Raw genomic sequence first — 24,288 nt, forward strand, 5'->3', positions numbered from 1 at the left:
CCCCGCGGCCCGCCGCCGCCCGCCCCCATGCACGCTCCCGCCCGCGCCTGCGGCATCGACTTCGGCACCTCCAACTCCACCGTTGGCTGGCTGCGCCCCGATGCGAGCACCCTGCTCATGCTCGAGGACGACAAGCCGACACTGCCGTCCGCGGTGTTCTTCAACGCCGACGAGGACAGCACCCATTTCGGCCGCGACGCGCTGGCGCAGTACCTCGAGGGCTATGAAGGCCGGCTGATGCGCGCGCTGAAGAGCCTGCTCGGCTCCAGCCTCATCGACGGCCAGACCGAGGTCGGCGGGCGGGCGCTGCGCTTTCGCGACCTGCTGGCGAGCTTCATCGGCGAGCTCAAGCGCCGCGCAGAGCGGCAGGCCGGCCGCGCCTTCGACCAGGCGGTGTTCGGCCGCCCGGTGCACTTCGTCGACGACGACGCTGCCGCGGACGGCAAGGCGCAGGACACGCTGGAAGCCATCGCCCGCCAGGTCGGCTTTCGCGAGGTGAGCTTCCAGTTCGAGCCGATCGGCGCCGCGCTGCACTACGAGCGCTCGCTGGCCGCCGAGGAAGTCGTGCTGATCGCCGACATCGGCGGCGGCACGGCGGACTTCTCGCTGGTGCGCCTGTCGCCCGAGCGCGCACGCCGCGACGACCGTGCCGACGACCTGCTCGGCAACGCCGGCGTGCACATCGGCGGCACCGACTTCGACCGCGCGCTGAGCCTGGACTGCGTGATGCCGCTGCTGGGCTACCGCGGCCTGATGAAGAACGGCGCCCACATCCCGGCCAGCCTCTACTTCCAGCTCGCCACCTGGCACACCATCAACTTCGCCTACAGCCGCCAGGCCTGGGCCGACCTGCAGAACATCTACCGCGACGCTGCCGCCCGCACCGAGCTCGACCGCCTGGCGCGCCTCGTGAGCCAGCGCGAAGGCCACTGGCTGGCGTTGCAGGTGGAGCAGGCCAAGATCGACCTGTCGACCGCGCCGGCAGCCCGTATGGACCTCGACCGGCTGGAAGACGGCCTGCAGCACACCATCACCACGGCCGACTTCGTCGCCGCCACCGCCACGCTGGTCGAGCGCGTCGGCGAATGCGTGGGCCAGCTGCTGCGGGACGCCGGCCTGCGCCGCGACCAGGTCGACACCGTGTACTTCACCGGCGGCGCCAGCGGCGTCGCCCAGCTGCGCGCACGCATCGCCGCCGAACTGCCTGCGGCCCGCTGCGTGGAAGGCGACCTCTACGGCAGCATCGGCGCCGGCCTCGCGGTGGAAGCCGCGCGCCGCTACGGCTGACCGCCCCGCCCGTCCCTGTGGCGGGCCCTCGCCCGCTCTCCTCCTCGCCCGCTTTCCCCTCGGCCGCCGCTCCGCGTCGCCGCCCGCCTGCTCTACGGAGCGCTCCGCTCCAGCGTAGGCATCGCACGCTGGAGCATGTGGAGCAGCCCATGTAGCAGCGTCCGCGCGCGATTGCGGGCCTGCGGGCCGATGGCATGGTGCTTGCGCTGAGTGCTCCCAGGCCCGGACGCGCGCATCGCAGCCGGGCTCCCGACTGGCAACCGCGCCACATCACAAGAGGAGACCACCATGCACACCCCACTGCGCAGCGCACGCCGTCCGCGGCTGCTCGCCAGCTTCGCCGCCACGGCCTTCGCCCTCGCCGCGCTCAACGTCCAGGCCAAGGGCGTGACCGACGACGACATCGTCAACGACGCCACCATCACCACCCAGGTCGTCACCCACGGTCTCGGCACCAAGGGGCAGCGCTACAGCCCGCTCGACCAGGTCAACACCGAGACGGTGAAGAACCTCGTGCCCGTCTGGTCCTTTTCCTTCGGCGGCGAGAAGCAGCGCGGCCAGCAGTCGCAGCCGCTGATCCACGACGGCAAGATGTACGTCACCGCGTCCTACAGCCGCATCTTCGCGCTCGACGCCACGACCGGGCAGAAGCTGTGGAAGTACGAGCACCGCCTGCCCGACGGCATCATGCCCTGCTGCGACGTGATCAACCGCGGCGCCGCGCTGTACGACGACCTGGTGATCTTCGGCACGCTCGACGCCCAGCTCGTCGCGCTGAACAAGGACACCGGCAAGGTCGTGTGGCGGCAGAAGATCGAGGACTACAAGGCGGGCTACTCCTTCACCGCCGCGCCGCAGATCGTCAAGGGCATGGTCATCACCGGCAACTCGGGCGGCGAGTTCGGCATCGTCGGCCGCGTCGATGCGCGCGACGCGAAGACCGGCAAGCTGATCTGGAGCCGCCCGACCGTCGAAGGCCACATGGGCTACACCTACGACGCCGAAGGCAAGCCGGTGGACAACGGCATCTCCGGCACCACCAACGCCACCTGGCCCGGCGACCTGTGGAAGACCGGCGGCGCGGCGCCCTGGCAGGCCGCCTACTACGACCCCGACGTCGACCTGATCTACATCGGCACCGGCAACCCTGCGCCGTGGAACAGCTGGCTGCGCCCGGGCGACAACCTGTACTCGTCATCCACGATCGCGATCGACCCCGACACCGGCAAGATCGTGTGGCACTACCAGAGCACGCCGCACGACGGCTGGGACTTCGACGGCGTCAACGAATTCATCTCCTTCGAGTACAACGACCCCGCCACCGGCAAGCTGGTGAAGGCCGGCGGCAAGGCCGACCGCAACGGCTTCTTCTTCGTCAATGACCGCACCGACGGCAAGCTGCTCAACGCCTTCCCCTTCGTGAACCGCATCGACTGGGCCAAGGGCATCGACCTCAAGACCGGGCGTCCGATCTACGACGAGGAGAAACGGCCCGGCAATCCCTTCGTCGAAGGCGTGGGCGAGGACAAGAAGGGCAAGGTGGTGTTCAACGCACCCTCCTTCCTCGGCGGCAAGAACCAGATGCCGATGGCCTTCAGCCCGAAGACCGGCTATTTCTACGTGCCCGCCAACGAATGGGGCATGGACATCTGGAACGAGCCCATCTCGTACAAGCGCGGCGCGGCCTACCTCGGCGCGGGCTTCACCATCAAGCCGCTGCACGAGGACTTCATCGGCGCGATGCGTGCGGTGGACCCGGTGAGCGGCAAGATCGTGTGGGAGGTGAAGAACAACGCGCCGCTGTGGGGTGGCGTGATGACCACCGGTGGCGACCTGGTGTTCTATGGCACGCCCGAGGGCTACCTGAAGGCGATCGACGCCCACAACGGCAAGGAGCTGTGGCAGTTCCAGACCGGTTCGGGCGTGATCGCGCCGCCGGTGACCTGGGAGCAGGACGGCGAGCAGTACGTCGCCGTCGTCTCGGGCTGGGGCGGCGCCGTGCCGCTGTGGGGCGGCGACGTGGCCAAGCGGGTGAACATGCTCGAGCAGGGGGGCTCCGTCTGGGTGTTCAAGCTGCACAAGTCCTGAGCCTGCCGGCCGGGCCACGCCCGCGCGCGGCCCGGCGCCATTTCTTCCACGTAGGAGTCCCCGCAATGAAGACCCGCATCCTCAACGGCGCACTCGCCGCCGCGCTCGCTGTAACGGTCGCCGGCAGCGCGCTGGCCGCCGACCGCGGCACGCCGGCCGAAGCCCGCGCCATGTTCGACCAGGCCGTGCAGTACATGGAGGCCAACGGCGCCGAACGCGCCTTCGCCGCCTTCAACAACCAGAAAGGCCAGTTCGTCCGCAAGGACCTGTACGTGTTCGTGATCGACGACCAGGGCGTCTACCACGCCAGCGGCGCGGCGCCCGAGGCCCTGGTCGGCCTGAAGGTGCTCGACACCACCGACGCCGCCGGCACGCCGCTGTTCCGCGAGATGATCGACGCCACGCGCAAGGCGCCCGAAGCCACGGTGCGCTACGTATGGCTGAACCGGACCACCAACAAGGTCGAGCCCAAGGCGAGCTACGTGCGCAAGATCGGCGACTACGTGCTCGGCGTGGGCCATTACCTCGAATGAGGCCCGCCGTCCCCGCGCGGCGGACCGTGTGCGCCGCGCTCGGCCTCGCCTGCGCGGCGGCACTGCCGTTGGTTGCCGCGGGGCGGGTACTCGCCGCCGCGCCGGCACCGCAGCCCGGCGCGGACCCGCTCGACTCCTCGCGCTGGGACGACATGCGGCGCGCCTTCCTCGCCGACGCGCCGGTGGTGTTCGACGACCGCATCGCGGTCACCGCGCCGTTCAGCGCCGAAGACCCGCTCAACGTGCCGGTGGCCATCGACGCCACCGCGCTGGGTGCGGTGCGCGAAGTGCTGGTGTTCGCCGACTTCAACCCCATCGTCAAGGCTCTGCGGGTGGAACCGCTGGCCGCGCCGGCCGCCTTCGGCCTGCGCCTGAAGCTGCAGCAGTCGAGCCCGGTACGTGCCGCCGCGCGCACCGCCGATGGCACCTGGCACCTCGGCGGCGCCTGGGTGCGCACCAGCGGCGGCGGCTGCACCCTGCCTTCGCTCGGTTCGGGCTCGGCCGAATGGCAGCAGCGCCTCAACGAGGTCGGCGCCCGCCTGTGGCCGGGCGTGGGCCATGGCGACCGCCTGCGGCTGCGCATCGTGCACCCGATGGACACCGGGCTCGCGCCGGGCATCCCGGCTTTCCACATCGAGACGCTCGAGATCGCCGATGGCGCCGGCCGCGTGCTGGTGCGCGCGGAAGCCTTCGAACCGGTGTCGGAAAACCCCGTGTTCAGCTTCGACCTGCCGGCGGGGATCGGCACGGCCGGCCCGCTGCGCATCCGCGGACGCGACAACAACGGCAACCTCATCGACGCCGAGGTGAGACCGTGAAGCGGCTCGGCTCCGCCGCCCGCAGCTGGCGGCATGTCGTGCTGGCTTTCATGCTCGCCCCGTTGCTGCTCGCGCTCGCCCTCGATCCCGCGCGCGCCCGGGACCCCGCCGCCTTCGACTACGGCCTCGTCCCGCGCCAGATCGCCGACTGCGTGTATGTGCTGGAGGGCCGCAAGGAGGACTTCTCCACCGCCAACGGCGGCGACATCGCCAACACCGGCTTCATCGTCGGCATCGACGGCGTGATCGTCATCGACACGGGGTCCTCGCGCCGCTACGGCGAGCAGATGCGCGCCGCCATCGCCCGCGTCACCCCGCTGCCGGTGGTGCTGACGCTCAACACCCACCACCACCCCGACCACTTTCTCGGCAACCAGGCCTTCCCGCCCGACACGCTCGCCGCCCTGCCCGAGACCATCGCCGGCATCGAGGCCGAAGGCGGCGCCTTCAACGACAACCTCTACCGCCTGGTCGGCGACTGGATGCGCGACACCGAGGTGGTGGTGCCGCGTCGCCGTCTTGCCGCCAGCCGGCAGGTGATCGCCGGGCGTGACCTCGAGCTGCTGGCCCTCGGCGGCCACACCGCCGCAGACCTGGTGGTGATCGACCACGCCAGCGGCACGGTCTTCGCGGCTGATCTCGTCTTCAACGGCCGCGCCCCGACCACGCCGCACGCCGACATCCCGCGCTGGCTGGACGCCCTCGCACAGCTGGAGCGGCTTCCGGCCCGTCGCTGGGTGCCCGGCCACGGCGCGGTCCACGAGGACACCGGGCCGCTCCGCCAGACGCGCGCCTATCTCGACTGGCTGTCGCGCACGCTGCAGGGCGCGGCGGAAGGCGGGCTGGACATGGCCGAAGCGATGACGCTGCCGGTCGCGGCGGAATTCCGTGCGCTCGCGCTCGTCGAACACGAGTACCGACGCTCGGTCGTGCATCTCTTCCCGGCAGCGGAGCGCGCCGCCCTCGGCAGCCGCTGAGACGACCGGGACGCCATCGGGCCGCGTCTTGCAAGGCGCGCCCGTGGCGCGCAGCATGCAGCCGTGCCGAGACCATGCGGAATCCGCCCTGGGAGTCAGCCATGTCCCCGCCCCCGCTCGTTCGAAGTCACCGCAACGCGTCGCCTGCCCACCGTCGTCTCGTCCCGGTCGTGCTCGCAGCGCTGGCGCTGCTCGCCCTGCCGGCCCACGGAAACGTTTTCGGCAAGGACGGTCGCAGCTACAAGCCGGCAACCGGGCCGGTGCTGCGCGCGGTCGGCATGCTGAGCAAGGGCGAACGCCAGGTCGGCAGCGCCTTCCTGGTCGGGGAATGCCACGCCGTCACCGCCCACCATTCGGCCTTTCTCGGCGGCGACGAAGGTCGCGGACTGACGCTGCACATCGGCCCCGACCCGCTCAACGCGGGCCGCTTCACCGAACACATCCGCGCCCGTCCGGTACTCGCCGGCCGCTACTTTCCCGGCACACCGGTCGGCATGCGCGGCGACTGGGCGGTGCTGGAACTGGACGATTGCGTCGGCCGCCGCTATGGCTATCTGCCGGTAGCCGACGACGGCGAGGTCGACCGCCCGCCGGCCGGACCGCTGATGACGGTGAGCTTTCCGCGCGACAAGCGCCGGCCCGGCGTGGCCGTCGAGGCCGGCTGCCGCGCGCGGGAGAACGGGCCGGTGTTCGGGCTGGTCGGTGTCGATTGCGCCTTCGGCGCAGGGATGTCGGGCGGCCCAGTGCTCGAGCGCCAGTCCGACGGCCAGTGGAAGGTGATCGGGCTGATCCAGTTGCGCCACGCACCGACCGAGCGCGTGCTGCCCGCCTACAGCCATCGCCACCGCAACCAGATGCTGCACGCCGCCACTTTCGTGCGGCAGGTGCAGCAACTCATCGGTCAGCGCGGCACTTCGGCACTGCCCAGGTCGGCACTGCCGACACTGGTGCCATCGAGCGCCTCGATCAGCGCGAACAAGCGGCGGTAGAAATCGGGATCGGTCACGGTTTCCTCGCCGACCTTCACCATCGCCTCCTTGTCCGCCGACCACGGCAGCGAGATCGAGCCGAGGCCGGCCACGCTGACGCCGGTGCTGGTCGAGGCGGCCTTCAGCGCAAAGCGCGTCTGCAGCGCGTTGGCGTAGACCACCGCGCCGACGTTGCTCGGCAGGCAGACCAGGGTGATGTCGAGGCTCACGCCCTGGTCCGGCTTGGGCTGGAACAGCTTCTGCCCCTTCACCCGCACCGCGTCGCTGCCGTCGATCTGGTAGCCCTGGCTCAGCAGCGCGCGCTTGCCCAGTTCGCAGGCACCGGCCGGCTCGCGCGTGCTCCAGGTCACGAAGGGCGACTCGCGCTGGAAGGATTCGGACTGATACACCGCCGGCGGTGCCGACGCGCAACCTGCACCCACCAAGGTGACGGCAGAAGCAAGAAACGGGACGAGACGACGGCGGACGCAGGACATGAAGCAGGTTTCCGGGCAGATCGGGAAAGTCGGAGCTGGGATGTTAGTGCATCCCAGCTCCGACTGCGCATCGCCTGCCGTCGCGTTAACAGGAACTTACATCCGCTCGCCGCGCAGCGCGCGCAGGTGCCAGTCGAACACCTCGCCCAGCAGATGTGGCGTGTGGCGGCCCGGCCCATGGGCCAGCGCGCGCGCGTGATAGTCGCGCAGCGCGGGGCGGAAGTCGGGATGCGCGCAGTTGTCGATGACCACCTTGGCGCGCTGGCGCGGCGACAGCCCGCGCAGGTCGGCCAGGCCCTGCTCGGTCACCAGCACCTGCACGTCGTGCTCGGTGTGGTCGACGTGCGACACCATCGGCACGATGCACGAGATCGCGCCGCCCTTGGCCTGCGACGGCGTCATGAAGATCGACAGGTAGGCGTTGCGGGCGAAATCGCCAGAGCCGCCGATGCCGTTCATGATCTTCGAGCCCATCACGTGTGTCGAATTGACGTTGCCGTAGAGGTCGGCCTCGATCAGGCCGTTCATCGCGATCACGCCCAGGCGGCGGATCACCTCGGGGTGGTTGCTGATCTCCTGCGGACGCAACACGATGCGCTCACGGTAGCGGTCGAGGTCGGCGTTGAGTTCGGCCAGCGCCTCGCTGCTGAGCGAGAACGCGGTGGCCGAGGCATGCGCGAGCTTGCCCGACTTGATCATCTCCAGCATGCCGTCCTGCAGCACCTCGGTGTAGGCGGTGAGGTTCTCGAACGGCCCCTCGTTGAGCCCGGCCATCACCGCGTTGGCGATGTTGCCCACGCCCGACTGCAGCGGCAGCAGGTCGGCCGGCAGGCGGCCCTTCTTCACCTCGTGCTGCAGGAACTCGAGGATGTGGCCGGCGATGCGGCGCGAGTTCTCGTCCGGCGGCGAGAAGGCCGAGTTGCGGTCCGGGCTGTGCGTCTCGACCACCGCGATGACCTTGCTCGGATCACAGCGCAGGTAAGGCTCGCCGATGCGGTCGGCTGCGCCCATCAGCGGAATCGGCTTGCGGTGCGGCGGCAGCTGGGTGCCGTAGTAGATGTCGTGCATGCCCTCGAGCCTGGGGTTCTGCCAGGAATTGACTTCGAGGATGACCTTGTCCGCCTGCTCCAGCCAGGTCTTGTTGTTACCCACCGACGAGGACGGAATCAGCCGGCCGTCGGGCAGGATGCCCGCCACCTCGACCACCGCCACGTCGAGCTTGCCGAGGAAGCCGAACCACACGAACTGCGCCACGTGCGACAGGTGGATGTCGATGTATTCCATCTCGCCGGCGTTGATGCGCTCGCGGCACACCGGGTCGGACTGGTAAGGCAGGCGCATCTCGATGCCGTCGACCTTCGCCAGCGCGCCGTCGAGCTCCGGTGCGGTCGACGCCCCGGTCCACACCCCGATGCGGAAGCGCTGGCCGCGCGCGTTCTCGGCCTCGATGCGGCGCGCGAGCGCCGCCGGCACCGCCTTCGGATAGCCGGAGCCGGTGAAGCCGCTCATGCCGACGTTGACGCCGGACGGGATGAGGGCCGCGGCCTCGTCGGCCGACATGATCTTGGCGCCCAGCGCGGCGCAGTGGATGCGGGATTCGCTCATCGGATGGCTCGCAAAAGAAACGCGCCAGTCCTTGCGGAAAATGGCGCGCAAACCCGGTCGCCCGAAGGGGGTCCGGCGCCCCGCCCAAGGAGAGGAGGGAGGGACGGGGCACCGGGGGGCGTTACCGATTCATGTGCGGGCAGTCTAGCCAGCGCCTCGCCACCCCACAAACGACGATTTATTATTCGATGATTAAGTTCTGCTTAAGCATCACGCCATGACCTACCGGCTCCCCAGCCTGTCCCTGCTGCGCACCTTCGAGGCGGCGGCACGCCACCTGAGCTTCAAGAAGGCCGCTGCCGAGGTGTGCGTCACGCCCGCCGCCGTCAGCCAGCAGATCCGCGCGCTGGAAGCCTACCTCGGCGTGCCCCTGTTCCATCGCAAGGTGCGCGCGCTGGCCCTCACCGAGCACGGCGCGGCGATGCTGCCGGGCATTCGCAAGGGCTTCGACTGCCTCGCCGCCGCGGTGGAAAGCACACGGCAGGACGCCGTCGGCCCACTGGTCGTCACCGCGCCGCCCTCCTTCGCCAGCCACTGGCTCGTGCCCCGCCTGCCGCGCTTTGCCGCCGCACATCCCGACGTCGACCTGCGGCTCGCCAGCACCTCCGACACCGTGGACGGCCCGCGCGAGGCCAGCGTGCTCGACAACCTGCGCACCGACCCGCGCGAAGCGCGCAGCAACGTGGCGATCCTGTACGGCAAGGGGCGCTATCCCGGCTTCCGTGTGGTGGTCCTGTTCGCGCCCGACTACGTGCCGGTGTGCGCCCCTGCGCTGGTCGAGGCCGGACTGCGCTCGCCGGACGAACTCCCGCGCTTCGCGCTGATCCACGACGACACCCTCAGCGAGGTCGGCTGGACCGCCTGGCTGCACAAGGCCGGGCTGGACGCGCAACTCGCGCGCCGCGGACGCCATTTCTCCAACGCCGCGCTCGCGCTGGCCGCCACCCTCGACGGCCAGGGCGTCGTGCTCGCCCCCCGGCCGCTGGTGGAAGAGCGCATCCGCGCCGGGCACCTCGTCATTCCCTTCGACCTCGGCCTGCCCTCGCCCAGTGCCTACTACCTGGTGATGCACGAGCGCGTCGCGCGGCGTCCGGCGCCGGAAGCCTTCGAACGCTGGCTGCTGCAGGAAGCGGCACAATAGGGTCCGCCGCGAGACAGGAGAGCCGCCCCGATGACTGCAACGCCCGATTCACCCCGTTCCCACTACCCGGTCGCCATCGTCGGCGCGGGCGCGCTCGGCCTCGCCTTCGCCGCGCGGCTCGCCGCCACGGGCCCGGTGGCGATGATCGCGCGCAATGCGGCGCGCGCGGCCGAACTGGCGCGCGGCGTGCAGATCGGCGGCCAGTTGCGCCGGCTCGACGTCTTCGCCCCGAACGCCCTGCCCACTGCCGACTGGGCGGTGCTGCTGGTGAAGACCGGCGACACCGACGCCGCCGCCCGCCTCGCCAGCGCCCTGCGGCCGCACGGCCTGCTGTCGTTGCAGAACGGACTGATCGAGGCAGAGTTGCGCGAGGCCTGTCCCGCGCTGGCGGCCGGCCAAGGTGTGACGACCGAAGGCGCCTACCGCGATGCCACCGGCATCCATCCCTCGGGCGCCGGCGAGACCCTGCTGCCGCCCGGCTTCGAGGACCTCGCGGCGCTGTTCGTGCGCGCCGGTTTCGTCGCCCGCGTCGATCCGGACATCGCCCGTGCCCGGCTCGCCAAGCTGCTGGTGAACCTCGCCATCAACCCGCTGGCAGCGCTGTTTCGCGTGCCCAACGGCGCCCTGCTCGAACCGCCGCACCGCGTGCTGCTCGACACCCTGGTACGCGAGGCGCTGCCGGTGCTGCGCGCCAACGGCCTCGATCTGGACGAAGGGGCGGCGCTCTCACGCGTGCACGGCGTCGCCCGTGCCACCGCCGCCAACCGCGCCAGCATGCTGCAGGATGTGCTGGCCAACCGCCGCACCGAGATCGACGCCATCACCGGCGCCCTGCTCGGCATGGCCGAAACGGGTGGCTTCGAGGTGCCGACGCATCGGGCCGTACATACCCTGGTGCGCGCGGTCGAGCACGCCGCGACGGGAACCCCATCCGATCGAGGGTGATGCCGTGGCAGACCGCCGGGATTCGCAGTCGCACGCGGCCGGCCCGTCACGCGATCGCGTCGGGCAATGGCCGCCCCCTACGGTATAGTCGGGCACATCGGCGATCCGTCCAGCCCTGCCCATGCCCCCAGTCCTGCAAGCCCCCCTCATCGTCCGCACCCTGCTGCTGCTGATCCTTGCCGCGGGGGCGTATTTCCTCAGCGGTTTCCTCGTGCCGGTACTGGCCGCGCTGGTCATCGGCTTCGCCAGTTGGCCGCTGTACCGCCGGGGCGTCGTGCTGTGCGGCGGGAAGACGGCGCTGGCCGCGAGCCTGGCCCTGATCGTCGTCATCTGCGCGCTGATCGTGCCGCTGACGGTCGCCCTGCACTACGCGCTGCAGGAAGCCGGCAACTTCATTGCCTGGCTGCTCGAAGCCAACCGGACCGGCGCGCCGGTCCCGGACTGGATCCGGGCCCTGCCGATGGTCGGCAACCGGCTCGCAGAGTACTGGCTCCTGCACCTCGGCGAGCCCCAGGCGCTCGGGCACTGGGTGGAGATCATCAGCGGCGAGCACCTGGGCAACATCTACCGCGCGCTGCTGAGCGCCACCGGTGATCTCGCACGGCTGGCCCTGACCACGCTGTTCATGCTCATCACCCTGTTCTTCGTCTACAAGGACGGCAGCCGGATCGCGGCACAGCTCGACGTCGTCGGCGAGCGCATCCTGCCGACGCGCTGGCAACGCTTCTCGCGCGTGGTGCCGGCCACCGTCAGCGCCACCGTCACCGGCATGGGCCTGATCGCACTCGGCGAAGGGGTGGTGCTGGGCGTGGCCTACTGGATCGCCGGCGTGCCCTCGCCCGTGCTGCTCGGCGTGGCCACCGGTTTCATGGCGCTGATCCCCGGCGGCGCGCCGCTGTCCTTCACGCTGGTGTCGCTGTACCTGGTCGGCTCGGGCGACCTTGTCGCCGGGCTGGGGCTGTTCGCCTGGGGGTCGATCGAGCTCTTCATCGTGGACAAGACCCTCCGCCCGCGCCTGGTCGGCGGCCCGGTGAAGCTGCCGTTCCTGCCCACCTTCTTCGGCCTGGTCGGCGGCGTGCAGACCATGGGACTGGTCGGCCTGTTCGTCGGCCCGGTGCTGATGGCGCTGCTGGTGGCGATCTGGCGCGAATGGCTGCTCGGCATCGAGGAGCCCGCACCGGCGGGCACCGAGACGGCCCCGGCGGACGCCACCACGGACGCCGTCGCGCGCCCATCCCCCGCCACACGGTCGTACACGACGATCGACTGAGCGCGGGAGCGGACGCCATCGCAGCAGGCCGACACGCAACCCCTAGTAGTCAACCGGGTCGCCAAGCACTACCCACAGTATCACTGCTCACACGCCAAGCTTGACACACGGCACCCGCCGGCCCTAATGTCTGCCCGTCACGGCTGCCCGGTTCCGACCGGGCAAGGGAATCCGGTGACGCATCGCAAGGTGCGGAATCCGGAGCTGCCCCCGCAACTGTAATCGGTGAGTCTTGCGCTTTTCCATGCCACTGGACGAATGTCCGGGAAGGCCGGCGCAGGACGACGACCCGAGAGCCAGGAGACCTGCCGCGACGCTTCCCTTAACAGCTCGGGGCGGGGTGTCCCTGACAAGAGGCATGGCTCAGACCATTTCACTTGCACGCTTTCCTGATGGCACGGCAGCACCGCATGGCATGGCCATGCGCGTGACGCATCACGCCCGTCCGTCGGAGATCCGCCCCGCCCGCTCCGGATCTCCGCCATGCCCGCACCTGCCCGCCCCGCCCCGGCGCTGACGCCAGCTCCGCACGTACCGTCGATCACGGCCCCGCGCCCGATGCTGCGCTTCGGCGCCGCCGACATGCCGCGCATCCTCGAGCACCTGCATGCGCTGGATGCCGACGACCGGCTGCTGCGCTTCAGCCACGGCATCCGCGACGAGGGCATCGCCGCCTACGTCGCCAGCCTCGATTTCGCACGCGACCACGTGCATGGCCTGTGCACCGCGCAGGGCGACATCGTCGCCCTCGCCCATGTCGCAGTGCGCGATGGCGAGGTCGACTTCGGCCTCAGCGTCATCGCAGCCTACCGTCAGCGCGGGCTGGGACGCGCGCTGTTCGGCCACGTCATCGCGCTGGCCCGCCTGCACGACGCGGTCCGCATCGTGTGCCACAGCGTCAGCCCGGCGGTGCTGCACATGGCAGCCGCCAGCGGCTTCCGCCGTCCCGGCGGCTGCCACACCGCCCCGCTGACGCTGGAACTGCGGGCCGCGTCCCGCTGCGCCGACGACGCCCCCGCAAGCAGCCGGGCAGTCGCCTGACGCTGCCCTTGCCTCCCAAACCCCGCTCATTCGAATTCACCCAGACGAGGACATCCCGTGGACCGACTTCCGACCGAAGCGCTTGATAGCGCCATGCAACTTGCCGCATTCCAGATCATCCGCCGCAATGGCGCCGTCGTCGCCTTCGATCCGAACAAGATCGCCGTCGCCATGACCAAGGCCTTCCTCGCCGTCGAGGGCCGCCAGGGCGCGGCGTCCTCACGCGTACGCGACATCGTGGCCCGCCTCACCGATACCGTGGTCGGCGCCCTCACCCGCCGCCTGCCCGACGGCGGCATGCTGCACATCGAGGACATCCAGGACCAGGTCGAGCTGGCGCTGATGCGCTCGGGCGAGCACGACGTCGCGCGCGCCTACGTGCTCTACCGCGAACGCCGCGCTGCCGAACGCGCGGCGCAGAAGGACGCCGAAGCGCAGGCGGGCGGCGCCGGCCCCGTGCTGCACATCGTCGATGGCGAAGCGCGCCGCCCGCTCGACCGCGCCGCCCTGCTCGCCGTGTGCCGCGAGGCCTGCGCGGGGCTGGACGGTGTGTCCGCCGACACCGTGCTCGAACACGCACTGCACAACCTCTACGACGGCGTGCCGATTGCCGCCGTGCGCCAGGCGCTGGTGCTGGCCGCACGCACGCTGATCGAGCGCGAGCCGGACTACGGCCGTGTCGCCGCCCGCCTGCTGCTGTCGGCGATCCGCGTCGAAGTGCTCGGGCACGAGGCCTCGCAGGCCGACATGGCCGACCCCGACCAGGGTTATGCCGCCTGCCTGCCCGCCCTCATCCGCCGTGGCATCGAGGCGGAGCTGCTCGATCCCCGGCTGGCCGACTTCGACCTCGCCCGCCTGGCGGCGGCGATCCGGCCCGAGCGCGACCTGCAGTTCGACTACCTCGGCCTGCAGACGCTGTACGACCGCTACTTCCTGCATGTCGACGACCGCCGCATCGAGCTGCCGCAGACCTTCTTCATGCGGGTGGCGATGGGCCTGGCGATCAACGAGATCGACCGCGAGGCACAGGCCATCGCGTTCTACGAGCTGCTGTCGAGCTTCGACTTCATGAGCAGCACGCCGACGCTGTTCAACAGCGGCACCCGCCATTCGCAGCTGTCGTCCTGCTACCTGACGACGGTGGCCGACAGCCTCGAGGACATCTACCAGTCGATCAAGGAAAACGCCCTGCTGCAGAAGTTTGCCGGCGGTCTGGGCAACGACTGGACGCCGGTGCGTGCGCTCGGCAGCCGCATCAAGGGCACCAATGGCCAGAGCCAGGGCGTGATCCCCTTCCTCAAGGTGGTCAACGACACCGCGGTGGCGGTGAACCAGGGCGGCAAGCGCAAGGGCGCGGTGTGCGCCTATCTCGAAACCTGGCACCTCGACATCGAGGACTTCCTCGAACTGCGCAAGAACACCGGCGACGAGCGCCGCCGCACGCACGACATGAACACCGCGAACTGGATCCCCGACCTGTTCATGAAACGCGTGCTGGAGAACGCCGAATGGACCCTGTTCTCGCCGGTCGACGTGCCCGACCTGCACGAGCGCTACGGCCAGGACTTCGAGGCGTCCTACCGCGCGTATGAGGAAAAGGCCGAGCGCGGCGAGATCCGCCTCTTCAAGCGCCTGCCCGCCCTCCAGCTGTGGCGCAAGATGCTGACCATGCTGTTCGAGACCGGGCATCCGTGGATCACCTTCAAGGACGCCTGCAACCTGCGCTCGCCGCAGCAGCACGTGGGCGTGGTGCATGGCTCCAACCTGTGCACCGAGATCACGCTCAACACCTCGGCCGACGAGACCGCGGTGTGCAACCTCGGCTCGGTGAACCTGCCCGCCCATCTGGTGCGCAACGGGGCCGGGCGCTGGACGCTCGACCACGACAAGCTGCAGCGCACCGTGCGCGTCGCGATGCGCCTGCTCGACAACGTCATCGACCTCAACTACTACGCCACGCCCAAGGCGCGCGCCGCCAACCTGCGCCACCGCCCGGTAGGCCTGGGCATCATGGGCTTTGCCGACGCCTTGCACATGATGGGCCTGGCCTACGCATCGGACGCCGCTATCGAGTTCGCCGACCGTTCGATGGAAGCCGTGTGCCACGCCGCCTACTGGGCCTCGACCGAGCTGGCCGAGGCGCGCGGGCCGTATTCCAGCTTCCGCGGCAGCCTGTGGGACCGGGGCATCCTGCCGCAGGACAGCCTCGCGCTGCTGGCCGAGGGCCGTGGCCGCAGCAGCGCCGGCGGCGGCGCCCTGCTCGAAGTCGACCGCTCGTCCGCGCTCGACTGGGGCCCGCTGCGCGAACGCATCGCCCGCCATGGCATGCGCAACTCGAACTGCGTCGCCATCGCGCCGACCGCGACGATCTCCAACATCGTCGGCGTGTCCGCCTCGATCGAGCCGGACTACCAGAACCTGTACGTCAAATCCAACCTGTCGGGCGAGTTCACCGTGGTCAACGCGCATCTCGTGCGCGAGCTGAAGGCGCTCGGCCTGTGGGACGAAGTGATGGTGGCCGACCTCAAGTACTTCGACGGCTCGCTCGCCCCGATCGAGCGCATTCCCGCCGAACTCAAGGCGCGTTACGCGACCGCCTTCGAGATCGAGCCGCACTGGCTGGTTGAAGCCGCCTCGCGCCGGCAGAAGTGGATCGATCAGGCGCAGTCGCTGAATCTCTACGTCGCCGCCGCGTCGGGCCGCAAGCTCGACGAACTCTACCGTCTGGCCTGGCTGCGCGGGCTCAAGACCACCTACTACCTGCGCACGCTGGGCGCCACCGCCATGGAGAAGACCGGCACCACCACGCCGTCCGCCGCCAGCGCCGAACCGGTGCCCAAGACCTGCTCCATTCTCGACCCCGACTGCGAGGCCTGCCAATGACCACCTTCTTCGACGACTGGGACACGCCGGTTCGCCCCCAGCCAGCCACCTCTCCAGCCAACACGCCCCTCGCCCGCGAGACAGACTCCCCGGCTTCCACGGTGACGCCCACGACATCCCGCCCCGACGCGACCCTGTCCGCCACCGATGCCCGGCCGGGCGCGCTGGCGCCGGTGCGCGCGGCCGACAAGCGCATCGTCAACGGCCAGGGTGACATCAACCAGCTCGCGCCCTTCAAGTACCCCTGGGCGTGGGAGTTCTTCCTCAACGCCAACAAGAACCACTGGACGCCGCTGGAAATCTCCATGGCGCAGGACGTTCACGACTACCACCATCGCCTGACGCCGGCCGAGCGCCATGTGTTCGAGAACGTGCTGTCCTATCTGACCACCTCGGATATCCTCGCCATGCGCAACATCGGCCTGGCGGTGATGGAAAAGATGACCGCGCCCGAACTGCAGATCTACCAGGCCCGCCAGGTGTATGAGGAAGCCCTGCACACCTGGACCTACCAGCACTGCATCGAAAGCCTGGGCCTGGACCAGCAGGAGATCTACAACCGCTACCGCGTCGTGCCCGAGATCCACGGCAAGATCGCGCTCGCCAACCGCCGGCTCGAGCGCGTGATGCGGGCCGACTTCAACCTCACCGACCGCGACAACCTGCACGAATTCGCGCTCTCCTACCTCTTCTTCGCGGCCATCTTCGAGGGCTGCTGGTTCTACAACGGCTTCACCCCTATCTTCGCGCTGCAGCGGCGCGGGCTGATGAAGGGCACGGCCGAGCAGCTGCAATACATCATGCGCGACGAGGTGCTGCACTGCGCCTTCGGCATCCGCACCGTGCGCACGCTCATCGCCGAGGAAAACCTGCAGCTCGATCCCGCGGCGCTCGCCCGCCTGTGGGAGGAAGCCGAGGCCGTCGAAGCCGCCTACGCCGGCTATCTGCTGCGCGAGCCCATCCTCGGCTACTCGGCCGCGCAGCACATGGGCCAGTTCCGCTACATCGCCAACCGCCGCGCCCGCCAGCTCGGGCTGGCCGAGCCCTTCCCCGGTGCGGAGAACGTGCTGCCGTGGCTGGACGAGCAGGCCAACCTGCGCAAGGAGAAGAACTTCTTCGAGACGCGGGTCACGGAGTACCAGACCGGCGGCGCACTGAGCTGGGAGTGAGTCGCTGCCGGGTAGCAGACGCGGGCATCGGGCCGCGCTGCACCCGGCGCCCGGCGGTTTCGTTAATCCCATTCACACACCCGCAGCCTGCATTAGCAATTCTCCGGCCGCCGTTAACCCGTGCGGCGGAAGATCACGCTCAACAGGACCGCCGACCTTCGTCGGACGGGAGCGTGATCAAGGAGAAGCATCATGTCGTTCAGCCGCCGCGCCTTTCTGAAGTCCACCGCCGCCTTCGCCGTCGCCAGTGGCGGGCTCAAGCTGTTCGGGGTCAACGAGGTGTTCGGCGCGGACACCGTGCTGATCCCCCACGCCTCGCACTACGGCCCGTTCAAGGCGGTGGTGAAGAACGGGGTCCTGGTCGGCGTGCAACCGCTGAAGCACTTCGACCCGATGCCCACGCAGATGCTGCTCGAAGGGGTGCTGAGCCGCACCTACCACCCGACCCGGGTGCAGTATCCGATGGTGCGCCGTTCCTACCTCGCCAACCCGCGCGGCGACATCAAGGGGCACCTGCGCGGCAAGGAACCCTTCGTGCGCGTGTCGTGGGAAGACGCGCTCGCGCTGGTCGCCGACGCCAGCCTGCGCACGATCGAGCAGCACGGCAATGACGCGGTGTTCAGCTCATCATACGGCGGCTGGTCGCACGCCGGCGTGCTGCGTCCGCAGGTCCTGCAGGGGCGGCTGTTCGGCCTCATCGGCGGCCACAGCGTCACCACCGGCGACTATTCCGGCGGCGCCTCGCAAGTCAGCCTGCCGCACATCATCGGCGACATGGAGGTGTATTCGCCGCAGACGTCCTGGGAAGTGATCCGCGACAGCACCGAGGTCTTCGTGCTGGTCGGCTGCGACCCGTGGAAGAACAACCGCATCGAATACACGGTGGCCGACCACCAGATGTACTCGCGCTGGGAGGCGATCCGCGATGCCGGCGTGAAATTCGTGTCGATCAACCCGCAGCGCACCACCACCGACGAGGCCATGCGCGCCGAGTGGGTGAAGATCGTTCCCAACACCGACACCGCGCTGTTCCTCGCGATGTGCTGGCACGTGTACACGACCGGCAAGTACGACAAGGCCTACCTCGACAAATACACGGTCGGTTTCGACCGGTTCCTGCCCTACCTGCTCGGCAAGGACGCCGACGGCACGCCACCCAAGACGCCGGAATGGGCCGCGAAGATCACCGGCATCCCGGCGGCGAAGATCGTCGAGATGGCCGACCTTTTCGCCAGCAAGCGCACCCAGTTCGCCGGCGCCTGGGCGCTGCAGCGCGCCCACCACGGCGAGATGACGCACTGGGCGATCATCGCCTTCGCCGCCATAACCGGCAAGATCGGCAAGCCTGGCCAGGGCGTGGGCTTCTCCTGGCACTACGGCGGTGGCGGCATGCCGGTGTCGGGCAAGCGCGGCGCGGTCGGCATCCCGCAGGGGCGCAACCCAGCCAAGGGCCGCTGCCCGGCCTCGCGCATCTCGGAGATGCTGCTCAACCCCGGCAAGCCCTACACCCGCGACGGTGCGAACTTCACCTTCCCCGACGTGCACATGATCTACAACGCCGGCAACAACTTCGTGCATCACCAGCAGAACACCAACGAGCTGATCGAAGCGATGGCGAAGAAGGTGCACACCGTGGTGAACCAGGACCCGTGGTGGTGCGCGTCCTCGCGCTACGCCGACATCGTGCTGCCCGCCACCAGCCACCTCGAGCGCAACGACATCAGCACCGGCGGCACCTACAGCAACGACAAGATCTGGGCGATGCGCCAGGTGATCCAGCCCTATGGCGAGAGCCTGGACGACTTCGAGATCTTCCGCCGCCTGGCCGAACTGTTCGGCGTCGAGTACGGCTTCACCGAAGGCCTGACGGTGATGGACATCGTCAAGAACAGCTACGCCAACACCGACGCCAGGATCCCGTTCGAGGAATTCTGGGAGACCGGCGTGGCCGAGATGGAGGTGCCCGATGCCGCCCGCCGCTGGGTGCGCCATGGCGACTTCTACGCCGACCCGGTCAAGAACCCGCTGCACACCGCCACCGGCAAGATCGGACTCTACGTCGAAGCCTTCGAGCGCTTCGGCACCAAGGAATGCCCGCCGATCCCGAAGTACCTCGAGCCGGCCGAGTTCCTCGGCAACGCCAAGCCGGGCCAGGTGCATGTGGTGAGCCCGCACCCCTTCATGCGCGTGCATTCGCAGATGGCCAACGCCGAATGCTCGAAGCACCTCAACATCCAGGGCCGCGAATTCGCGCTGGTCAGCGAGGAGGACGCGCGCGAACGCGGCGTCAAGGACGGCGACCTGATCGAGGTCTACAACGATCGCGGCGCGGTCATCGTCGGCGCCCGGGTGTCGCCCAACATCATGAAGGGCGTGATCAGCATCTATGAAGGCGCCTGGCTGTCGAAGGACAGCAAGGGCCGCTGCAACAGCGGCGCGATCAACGTGCTGACCACGAGCGTGGCGGCGAGCGACCTCAGCCAGGCCACCAGCGCCAACACCTGCCTCGCCTCGTTCCGCAAATGCACCGACGCCGAAGGCCCGAACCGTGCCTACGAGCCGCCGGTGGTCGAGAACAGCACCGTCCGCATCGAAGCCGCCGCACTGAGCCTCACCGAGCGCGCGCAAAAGGCCAAGGCCGCCTCCACCGCCGGCCTGACGCCGGGCGAGAAGCTCTTCTACGAGCGCTGCACGCTGTGCCACGTGCCGCGCGAACCGGGCGACTACACGGTGAAGCAGTGGCACGGCATCACCGAGAGCATGTTCCCGCGCGCCGGCCTGACCGACGACGAGCGCAAGCTGGTGCTGGAATTCCTCGAAAAGAACGCGAAGAAGTGAGCCCTTCCGACCCCAACCCCAACCCCGACCCCAACCCCTAAGCGGCGCAAGCCGGCATGGCGCCGGCCCGGTCCTCAAGGCCGGGTCGGCGCAACTTCGTAGACCGGCACGAAACCCGCCGGCGGCAGCATCCAGTGCGCCGGAAAGCGCTTCAGCGTGGCGGCATCGACCAGTTCCACGCCAGGGCCGACGTGAGGTTCGATCTCCATGCCTTCCAGCGCGCGCAGCGCCTGCCGTACCGCCATGCGTCCCTGCAGCACCGGAAAATCGCTGACCGATACCCGGATGCGCCCGCGCAGCAACCCGCTATACACGCCGGGCGTCACGTAGGACGACACGATGCCGACCTCGTCCTCCCGACCGCGCCGCCTCAGCTCGGCAATCGCCGCCTCCGCCATCGGCGCGTTGCCCACCAGGTAATCGAGCCGGGGATGGGCGTCGAGCACCTCCTCGACCAGCTGGCGCTGGATCGAGCGCCCGGTATCGCCGCCGCGCACGGCGACGATGCGCACCGCGCTGCCCGCGACCGCGTCGCGAAAGCCGCGGTCGATGAAGTCCACCCAGCCCGCATCCGGCGGCCCGGGCAGCCAGGCGATGTCGGCCCCGGCGGAACCCGCCGGGTGGCGCTCGGCCAGCCAGCGGCCGATCTTCCAGCCGAGCTGGTACCAGGGCACGCCGACCTTGCCCCGCACCACGCCGGCGTCGATGTCGTTCACCAGCGCCAGCACCGGCCGCCGCGCGGCCTCGGGCGCGAGCAGGTCGTTGAGGCCGGCGTAGCTCACCGTGCCGACCAGCAGCGCATCGCTGCCTTCGTCCGCAAGGCAGGCCCGGACGCGCTCGCGCTGGCGCTCGAGGTGCTCGTAGCCGGCCGACTCGAGCACATGCAGGCCCAGGCCCAGCGCGCGGGCCTCCTCGACCATGCCGAAGTTCACCGCCAGCCAGTAGCTGTCCTTCAGGTGCGGATACACGGCGCACAGACGCCACGGCCGTGACACGACGACGCGCTCGAACATGCCCGATGCCGACCCTGCGCCGTCCGGCGCGCGCTGGTCGCCGCGCCAGCGCTCGACGGGCCAGCGCTCCGCCAGCCAGTCGGCGTACCCTGCCGCGGGCGAGGCCAGCGCAGCGGACGAGGCGACGCCTGCTAAGAAGAGCGTCGCACGCAGCGCGGTTTGCAGCGCCCGGCAGGCGCGCCGCCGGTAAGATGAGGGCCAGCCCGGTCTGGCAAGGGCGCGAAGCGGATCCACGACGAAATCACCTCTATATGGACGCCCCATCTTACGTGAAAGCCCCGCCACGGCGCCGCTTCGGCCTGCGCGAACGGCTGATGCTCGGCCTGCTGTTCGGGGCACTGGGCACGATCATCGTCGCCGTCGTCGGCTGGATCAGCTTCCAGCGCGTGGTCGGCAGCCAGCAGGCCATCGTCCGCGAGACCCTGCCCACCGCCGACGCCCTGCACGACGCGGTGCGCGGCAACGCCCGCCTGGCCGCCCTGGCCCCGCGCCTGGCGCGCGCCGACACCACCGGCGAGCTCCACCAGTTGCGCGCGACCCTGGATGCCGAACTGCCGCTGATCCGCGACCGCCTCGCACGGCTCGACTCGCCGCACGTCGAACCCGAGTTGCGCGCGCGCCTGCAGGCAACCGGCGACACCCTGGCCGCCCGCCTCGGCATCATGGCCGACACCATCGCCGCCCGCCTGCAGGTTCGCGACGCACGTCTCGCCGCCGCCCGCGCCCTGCGCGACAGCATCGACGAGCTGGGTGCGCTCGCGCGGGCGCAGACCGACAACGCCACCGCCCTGCTGGTGTCGACGCTGACCACGCTGCTGCAGGCCGAGACGGGCGCCCCCTCGACGCCAGCCTCCCTACCCGATCGCACCGCGGCAAGCGACCGCCTGCTCGACGTCGACCTCGACACCCTCGAGCGCATGCATGAACTCGTGCTCACCGCCCACGCCCTCGGCAGCCTCGTCGACCGTCTCGACGAAGTCGACACCCCCGCGCGGCTGCAGGAGGCGCGTGCCGCGTTCGACACCCAGCTCGCCTTGCTGGCGCGCCGGGTACGCGACGTCGCCGACCCGGGCGCCCGCGCGCAGGGCGAGACGCTGCACGCCACGCTCGCCGGCGCGACGGGGCCTGGCGGCGCCTTCGACATGCGCGGCGCAGAACTTGAACTGCGCGCCCGCAGCGAGTCCTCCCAGGCCGAGGTCGGCACGCTGACGACCGAACTCGACGCGCTGGCCGGCGAGCTGATCCATCGCGGCGGGCGCATCCTCGCCGAAGCCGGCCTGAGCGCCGAGCGCAGCGCCAGCTCGGGCGTACTGGCCTTCGGCGTGATCGGCGCGGCACTGTTGCTGGTCACCGCGCTGGTCCTCATCCAGGTCCTGCGCCGGCATACCCTCGGCCGCCTGCTGGCACTGGAGGAGGCGACGCTGGCACTGGCCAGCGGCAAGCGCGACGTGCGCATCGACACCGACGGCGACGACGAGCTGGCCTCGCTGTCCCGTGCGCTCGCCCGCTTCCGCGACGACGCCGTCGAGCGCGACCAGCTCGCCGCAGCCCTGCGCGTACAGCAACAGCAGCTCGAGCACGAGGTCGCCGCCCGCACCGCGGAACTGCGCGACAGCAATGCCGCACTGGCACGCGAGACCGCCGAACACGCCGCAGCACGCCTCACCGCCGAGAAGGCCGACCGCGCCAAGACCGCCTTCCTCGGCACCGTGAGCCACGAACTGCGGACCCCGATGGCCGGCATCCTCGGCCTGCTGGAACTGCTCGAGGACACCGACCCCGCGCCCGGGCAGCAGAAGTACCTCGAGCAGATCCGCTCGGCCGCGGTGCTGCTGCTCGAACTGCTGGAGGACATGCTCGACTTCGCCCGCATCGAGGCCGGCGGCGTGCAGGTGGAGAACACGCCCTTCAGCCTGCGCGACACGGTCAACGACGTGTTCGCGGTGCAGGGCACGCGGGCGGCGGCGCGCGGCCTGGCCCTGGTGGCCGACATCGACCCGGGCGTGCCCGACGCCCTGCTCGGCGACCGGCGCAAGCTCAGCCAGATCCTGCTGAACCTCGTCGGCAATGCGATCAAGTTCAGCGACGAAGGCGCCGTCACCGTGCGCATCGCACCGGGGACGCGACCCGACGGCCTGCGCTTCGCGGTCCAGGATCATGGCATCGGCATCGACCCGGCACGCCAGCGCGAGATCCTCGAGCCCTTCGTGCAGGTACGCGACAGCGGCCGCCACCACGGCGGCACCGGCCTCGGGCTGGCGGTGTGCAAGCGCCTGATCGAGGCCATGGGCGGCGAGATCGCCATCGACAGCGCCCCCGGACAAGGCACGACGGTGAGCTTCGAATTTGCCTTCACGCCGGCTCCGGCACCGGCGTCCTCCAAGGCAAGCGCCGGTGCGGCGCCCGTGCAGCTTGCGCCAGGCCACACCGTGCTGCTGGTGGAGGACGACGCCGTCAATCGCATGGTGGTCGAGCGCTTCCTGCAGGCGCTCGACCAGCACCCGCTATGCGCCGGCGATATCCAGGCCGCGCTCGCGACCGTCGATCGGCACAGGCCGGACATCGCTCTCATCGACATGAACCTGCCGGACGGCGACGGCCGCGAACTGCTGGCGCGCCTGCGCGCCCTGCCCGGCGTAGCACAGCTGCCCGCCGTGCTGATGTCCGCGCACGTGCCTGCGAACGAGGTGAAGGCCTTGCTCGATGCCGGCTTTGCCGCCTTCCTGCCCAAGCCCTTCACGCGCGCGCAACTGCAGGCCCTGCTCGCGCGCGTGCTGGGCGACGGCGCGGCGACAGCGCCCGAGCCGGATGGCGGCGACGCGCAGGCACCCGACGCACGTAATGCGGCAAGGCTGGAATGGGTCAGCGAGGACTTCCTGCGTACCGAACACGACGCGCTCGGCGATGCCGTGCTCGGCGAGATCGCAGCGGTCTTCGCGTCGCAGGGCGACACCCTCGTCAGCGCGCTGCTCGACGCCGCGCACGCGGGCGATGCCGGAGAGTGCCGCAGGCTGGCACACAAGCTGCGCGGTGCGGCGTCCAACCTCGGGCTGGAAGCCCTCCGGACACAAGCGGGAAGCCTGGAACAGGATCTCCTGGACGAGGCGCAGCACATCTCGCTCCCCGAGCGCGCGAGTGCCCTGCAGCAGACCTATCGCGAAACCGTCCGCGCGCTACGCGCCACACTGGCCCGGCTCGCCGACGACCGGCGCTGA

General features: G+C 69.9%; 17 protein-coding genes and 1 riboswitch. Of the genes, 14 read left to right on the top strand and 3 right to left on the bottom strand.

Annotated elements, in window-relative coordinates; translation table 11 throughout:
- The first annotated feature begins 27 nt into the window (after positions 1-27).
- The 6 genes from AC731_RS09665 (at position 28) to AC731_RS09690 (ending at position 6,692) form a co-directional block, all read left to right on the top strand.
- Positions 28-1,287, top strand: a complete 1,260-nt coding sequence (locus tag AC731_RS09665; RefSeq protein WP_004261460.1) for an Hsp70 family protein — start codon at positions 28-30, stop codon at positions 1,285-1,287.
- Between the two features lie 288 nt (positions 1,288-1,575).
- The gene (locus tag AC731_RS09670; RefSeq protein ID WP_048705614.1) at positions 1,576-3,375 is read left to right on the top strand and encodes a methanol/ethanol family PQQ-dependent dehydrogenase; all 1,800 of its coding nucleotides are present in this window, start codon (positions 1,576-1,578) and stop codon (positions 3,373-3,375) included.
- 65 nt (positions 3,376-3,440) lie between these two features.
- On the top strand, positions 3,441-3,908 hold the full coding sequence (locus AC731_RS09675) for a cache domain-containing protein (RefSeq protein WP_082794298.1): 468 nt from the start codon (positions 3,441-3,443) through the stop codon (positions 3,906-3,908).
- Positions 3,905-4,726: a quinoprotein dehydrogenase-associated SoxYZ-like carrier gene (locus AC731_RS09680; RefSeq protein WP_053085812.1), complete on the top strand. Its 822-nt coding sequence runs from the start codon at positions 3,905-3,907 to the stop codon at positions 4,724-4,726. The genes AC731_RS09675 and AC731_RS09680 overlap by 4 nt, the downstream gene beginning before the upstream one ends.
- Entirely contained in the window at positions 4,723-5,703 is a 981-nt protein-coding gene (locus AC731_RS09685) for a quinoprotein relay system zinc metallohydrolase 1 (protein WP_082794299.1), read from the top strand. The genes AC731_RS09680 and AC731_RS09685 overlap by 4 nt, the downstream gene beginning before the upstream one ends.
- A 101-nt stretch (positions 5,704-5,804) precedes the next feature.
- Positions 5,805-6,692, top strand: a complete 888-nt coding sequence (locus AC731_RS09690; RefSeq protein ID WP_156480693.1) for a trypsin-like serine peptidase — start codon at positions 5,805-5,807, stop codon at positions 6,690-6,692.
- Here AC731_RS09690 and AC731_RS09695 read toward each other — a convergent pair.
- The gene (locus AC731_RS09695; RefSeq protein ID WP_048705616.1) at positions 6,605-7,168 is read right to left on the bottom strand and encodes a DUF2242 domain-containing protein; all 564 of its coding nucleotides are present in this window, start codon (positions 7,166-7,168) and stop codon (positions 6,605-6,607) included. The genes AC731_RS09690 and AC731_RS09695 overlap by 88 nt on opposite strands.
- A 96-nt stretch (positions 7,169-7,264) precedes the next feature.
- Positions 7,265-8,773 carry an acetyl-CoA hydrolase/transferase family protein gene (locus tag AC731_RS09700; protein ID WP_048705618.1) on the bottom strand — a complete coding sequence of 503 codons (1,509 nt, stop codon included), beginning with the start codon at positions 8,771-8,773 and terminating at the stop codon, positions 7,265-7,267.
- Between the two features lie 217 nt (positions 8,774-8,990).
- Here AC731_RS09700 and gcvA point away from each other — a divergent pair, with 217 nt between their 5' ends.
- From gcvA to AC731_RS09735, 7 genes are all read left to right on the top strand, one after another.
- Positions 8,991-9,914, top strand: coding sequence for a transcriptional regulator GcvA (gcvA, locus tag AC731_RS09705; protein ID WP_048705619.1), 924 nt, complete (start codon positions 8,991-8,993; stop codon positions 9,912-9,914).
- 30 nt (positions 9,915-9,944) lie between these two features.
- Positions 9,945-10,859: a ketopantoate reductase family protein gene (locus AC731_RS09710; protein WP_048705622.1), complete on the top strand. Its 915-nt coding sequence runs from the start codon at positions 9,945-9,947 to the stop codon at positions 10,857-10,859.
- A 121-nt stretch (positions 10,860-10,980) separates the two neighbouring features.
- Complete coding sequence (locus AC731_RS09715; protein ID WP_048705624.1) at positions 10,981-12,129, top strand: AI-2E family transporter; 1,149 nt, start codon at positions 10,981-10,983, stop codon at positions 12,127-12,129.
- 123 nt (positions 12,130-12,252) lie between these two features.
- A riboswitch (cobalamin riboswitch) is annotated at positions 12,253-12,456 on the top strand.
- Between the two features lie 156 nt (positions 12,457-12,612).
- Positions 12,613-13,170, top strand: coding sequence for a GNAT family N-acetyltransferase (locus AC731_RS09720; RefSeq protein ID WP_053085813.1), 558 nt, complete (start codon positions 12,613-12,615; stop codon positions 13,168-13,170).
- Between the two features lie 93 nt (positions 13,171-13,263).
- Complete coding sequence (locus AC731_RS09725; protein WP_237266635.1) at positions 13,264-16,053, top strand: ribonucleoside-diphosphate reductase subunit alpha; 2,790 nt, start codon at positions 13,264-13,266, stop codon at positions 16,051-16,053.
- Complete coding sequence (locus AC731_RS09730) at positions 16,050-17,222, top strand: ribonucleotide-diphosphate reductase subunit beta (RefSeq protein WP_048705628.1); 1,173 nt, start codon at positions 16,050-16,052, stop codon at positions 17,220-17,222. Before AC731_RS09725 ends, AC731_RS09730 begins: the two co-directional genes overlap by 4 nt.
- A 192-nt stretch (positions 17,223-17,414) precedes the next feature.
- Positions 17,415-20,060, top strand: a complete 2,646-nt coding sequence (locus AC731_RS09735) for a molybdopterin-dependent oxidoreductase (RefSeq protein ID WP_048705630.1) — start codon at positions 17,415-17,417, stop codon at positions 20,058-20,060.
- A gap of 74 nt (positions 20,061-20,134) precedes the next feature.
- On the opposite strand, the gene torT is transcribed toward AC731_RS09735, so the two are convergent.
- On the bottom strand, positions 20,135-21,307 hold the full coding sequence (torT, locus tag AC731_RS09740; RefSeq protein ID WP_205626649.1) for a TMAO reductase system periplasmic protein TorT: 1,173 nt from the start codon (positions 21,305-21,307) through the stop codon (positions 20,135-20,137).
- A gap of 17 nt (positions 21,308-21,324) precedes the next feature.
- On the opposite strand from torT, the gene AC731_RS09745 reads away from it, so the two are divergent.
- Positions 21,325-24,288: an ATP-binding protein gene (locus AC731_RS09745; RefSeq protein ID WP_048705633.1), complete on the top strand. Its 2,964-nt coding sequence runs from the start codon at positions 21,325-21,327 to the stop codon at positions 24,286-24,288.

The organism is Thauera humireducens (genome assembly GCF_001051995.2).
In the GTDB taxonomy this organism is placed as follows: domain Bacteria; phylum Pseudomonadota; class Gammaproteobacteria; order Burkholderiales; family Rhodocyclaceae; genus Thauera; species Thauera humireducens.